The sequence below is a fragment of the Streptomyces sp. NPDC048483 genome (genome assembly GCF_040651455.1).
GTDB lineage: Bacteria > Actinomycetota > Actinomycetes > Streptomycetales > Streptomycetaceae > Streptomyces.
In genome coordinates this window covers 3,081-4,952 of sequence record NZ_JBEZJZ010000215.1, presented here as the reverse complement: position 1 = coordinate 4,952, position 1,872 = coordinate 3,081, and the positions used below count along the sequence as shown (strand labels likewise).

Genomic DNA, 1,872 nt, shown 5'->3' with positions numbered 1-1,872 from the left:
ACACAGTGGACGCGAGCAACTGAGGACAAGCCCTCGGCCTATTAGTACCAGTCAACTCCACACCTTACGGCGCTTCCATATCTGGCCTATCAACCCAGTCGTCTACTGGGAGCCTTAACCCCTCAAGGGGGTGGGAGTACTCATCTCGAAGCAGGCTTCCCGCTTAGATGCTTTCAGCGGTTATCCTTTCCGAACGTAGCCAACCAGCCATGCCCTTGGCAGGACAACTGGCACACCAGAGGTTCGTCCGTCCCGGTCCTCTCGTACTAGGGACAGCCCTTCTCAATACTCCTGCGCGCGCAGCGGATAGGGACCGAACTGTCTCACGACGTTCTAAACCCAGCTCGCGTACCGCTTTAATGGGCGAACAGCCCAACCCTTGGGACCGACTCCAGCCCCAGGATGCGACGAGCCGACATCGAGGTGCCAAACCATCCCGTCGATATGGACTCTTGGGGAAGATCAGCCTGTTATCCCCGGGGTACCTTTTATCCGTTGAGCGACGGCGCTTCCACAAGCCACCGCCGGATCACTAGTCCCTACTTTCGTACCTGCTCGACCCGTCAGTCTCACAGTCAAGCTCCCTTGTGCACTTACACTCAACACCTGATTGCCAACCAGGCTGAGGGAACCTTTGGGCGCCTCCGTTACTCTTTAGGAGGCAACCGCCCCAGTTAAACTACCCACCAGACACTGTCCCTGATCCGGATCACGGACCCAGGTTAGACATCCAGCACGACCAGAGTGGTATTTCAACAATGACTCCCCCTGAACTGGCGTCCAGGGTTCACAGTCTCCCACCTATCCTACACAAGCCGAACCGAACACCAATATCAAGCTATAGTAAAGGTCCCGGGGTCTTTCCGTCCTGCTGCGCGAAACGAGCATCTTTACTCGTAATGCAATTTCACCGGGCCTATGGTTGAGACAGTCGAGAAGTCGTTACGCCATTCGTGCAGGTCGGAACTTACCCGACAAGGAATTTCGCTACCTTAGGATGGTTATAGTTACCACCGCCGTTTACTGGCGCTTAAGTTCTCAGCTTCGCCACACCGAAATGTGACTAACCGGTCCCCTTAACGTTCCAGCACCGGGCAGGCGTCAGTCCGTATACATCGCCTTACGGCTTCGCACGGACCTGTGTTTTTAGTAAACAGTCGCTTCTCGCTGGTCTCTGCGGCCACCCCCAGCTCAGAGAGCAAGTCTCATCACCGGAAATGGCCCCCCTTCTCCCGAAGTTACGGGGGCATTTTGCCGAGTTCCTTAACCATAGTTCACCCGAACGCCTCGGTATTCTCTACCTGACCACCTGAGTCGGTTTAGGGTACGGGCCGCCATGAAACTCGCTAGAGGCTTTTCTCGACAGCATAGGATCATCCACTTCACCACAATCGGCTCGGCATCAGGTCTCAGGCTTCATGCTGTCCGGATTTACCTGGACAACGCCCTACACCCTTACCCCGGGACTACCACCGCCCGGGCTGGACTACCTTCCTGCGTCACCCCATCGCTTACCTACTACAGATCCGGGTCACCGGCTCCACCACGTCCCTTTGTCCGAAGACTCCAGGCCGGCTTCACGGGCTTAGCATCGTCTGATTCGATACTGGGCGTTTCAAAGCGGGTACCGGAATATCAACCGGTTGTCCATCGACTACGCCTGTCGGCCTCGCCTTAGGTCCCGACTTACCCTGGGCAGATCAGCTTGACCCAGGAACCCTTAGTCAATCGGCGCAAGAGTTTCCCACTCTTGTATCGCTACTCATGCCTGCATTCTCACTCGTGAACCGTCCACAACTCGTTTCCACGGCTGCTTCACCCGGCACACGACGCTCCCCTACCCATCCCAGCGGGCGTTGGCCCTCATGCTGG

At 56.6% G+C, this 1,872-nt stretch carries 1 rRNA gene (cut by a window edge); it reads right to left on the bottom strand.

The window, feature by feature from the left end:
- Nucleotides 1-21: 21 nt before the first annotated feature.
- A 23S ribosomal RNA gene (locus AB0D04_RS42120) occupies nucleotides 22-1,872 on the bottom strand (it continues 1,370 nt past the right edge of the window).